Source organism: Actinoalloteichus spitiensis RMV-1378, from assembly GCF_000239155.1.
Classification (GTDB): domain Bacteria; phylum Actinomycetota; class Actinomycetes; order Mycobacteriales; family Pseudonocardiaceae; genus Actinoalloteichus_B; species Actinoalloteichus_B spitiensis.
In genome coordinates this window covers 1-1,818 of sequence record NZ_AGVX02000508.1, presented here as the reverse complement: position 1 = coordinate 1,818, position 1,818 = coordinate 1, and the positions used below count along the sequence as shown (strand labels likewise).

Genomic DNA, 1,818 nt, shown 5'->3' with positions numbered 1-1,818 from the left:
GGCGGCGTGGTCGGTGGCGGCGTGGTCGGTGGCGGCGTGGTCGGTGGAGTCGTCGGTGGCCTGCTCGGCTCGCTGGACGGCGGCACCGGGTCGGTCGGAGGCGGGCTGGTGGGCTGTCCGCCACCGTCGCCGGGCGGGGTGCCCGGCCGGTCGCCGCCCCCCGGCTGGCCGGGTGCGCCCGGGCCACCGGGCGGGTTGGCCGGGGGTGCCACCGGGGCCCGGTTGCGGTCCGGGTCCGCCGGCACGCCCTCGCCCGGCAGCGGAGTCACCCCGTGCCGGTAGGCGTCCGCCCAGTAGAGGACGTCCCGGACGTAGGCGTCGGAGCGGTTGTAGCGGAACACCGCCGCCGCGAGCTGGTCGGGCACCCGCAGGTCGAGGCCGCCCGAGCAGAGGTACCGGCCGGCGGCGAGGGCCGCGTCGTAGACGTTGTGCGGGCTGGCGACGCCGTCCCCGTTGCCGTCGGCGGCGTAGGCGGCCCACGTCGACGGGATGAACTGCATCGGCCCGACGGCGCGGTCCCAGACGGGGTCCCCGTCGAGCAGGCCACCGTCGGTGTCCGGGATCGCGGCGATTCCCGGGCCCCCGTTGAGCTGGGGGCCGAGGATCGGACTGAGGGTGGTGCCACCCGAGTCGACGTTGCCGCCCCTGGCGTGGCCGGACTCGATCCGCCCGATGCCCGCCAGCAACGACCAGTGCAGCCCGCAGCCGGGCTGGGTCTGGCCGAGGCTGCGCTCCGCCCGCCGGTAGGCGTCCAGCACGATCGCCGGGATGCCGAGCGGACCGTCCGGCAGGTCGTTGAAGGGGTCGCCGGGCGAGCCGGGGGCGCCACCCCGGTCCCGCAGCTCCTCGAGCAGCTCGGGGCTGACCTGGTCACCCGCTGGCAACCGGCCGCCCGCCCCGTACAACTCCCCGTCCTGTGGTTCGCGCAGTAGGTCCAGGACACCACCCGGGCCGGGCAGGGCGACGTCCCCGACCTCCTGCGCCGAGGCCGGCGCGACGTTGATCGTCGCGGTGCCCAGCGCCGCGGAGGGCATCAGCAACGCCGCGAAGGCGGTGACGACGACGGGGAGTTTCGGACGTCCGTTCGGGCCGAACAGCCATCGCGGCCGCGACCCGGTCGCCCCCTCAGGACCCCGTCCACTCAGGTCGGTCACCGGTGCCCCTCCTCCGCCAACTCCACCTGCCGGAGCCAGTCTGCCTCAGCTCACAGCAGTAGTGAACCGGCTTCCTCGTGGTCCTCGTGTGAGACGGGAGCCAGGACCACTCGTGTGGGCCGGCCCCACAAGGGTGGCCCCGGCAGGTCGACCACCCCGGCGTCCCGACGCCTCCCACCACCTCTGACCAGGGACGCGTGCGTGCTCCCCGTGGTTCCCCGCCCAGGTGGCCGCTCCTCGGAGGGGCGCGGAACCGCCCTTCCCGCCGCCGGGGGACGGCGTGAACCGGTCAGCCAGCCTTCACCTGTCGGCAACCGGTTCGTCGGAGAGCGGTGCCCGGTCGAGCGCACGAGGGACGCCCGCGTGCCCAGGCCGCGAGGGGGACCAGTGCGGTGGGCGGCGGGCTCGGACCGGAGCGGGCGCCGGGTGCTCCGGGAGGCGGCACGTCCGTGGCGGCCGACGCCCCCCACCGGCCGAGGCGGCCAGCGCGGTACGGCGGAAGGGGTGCCGTGCGGCGCCGACCCGGGAAACGACCCGCGCCGTGCGGCCTCCGGCACGCCGCAGCCGGCCCGGGCGGCACGCCGTGCGCGGCGGCACGCCGTGCGTGGCGGCACGCGGGGCGCCGGTCGTACCGGCGCCCCTCCCGACGGGAACCCGGGCGGGG

Annotated in this window: 1 protein-coding gene; it reads right to left on the bottom strand. The window is 77.1% G+C overall.

Going from position 1 to position 1,818, the window contains the following annotated elements; translation table 11 throughout:
• Nucleotides 1–1,154: lytic transglycosylase domain-containing protein (locus tag ACTIDRAF_RS30095; RefSeq protein ID WP_016700594.1), on the bottom strand; the 1,154-nt coding region annotated here is incomplete at its 3' end.
• Between the last annotated feature and the right edge of the window lie 664 nt (nucleotides 1,155–1,818).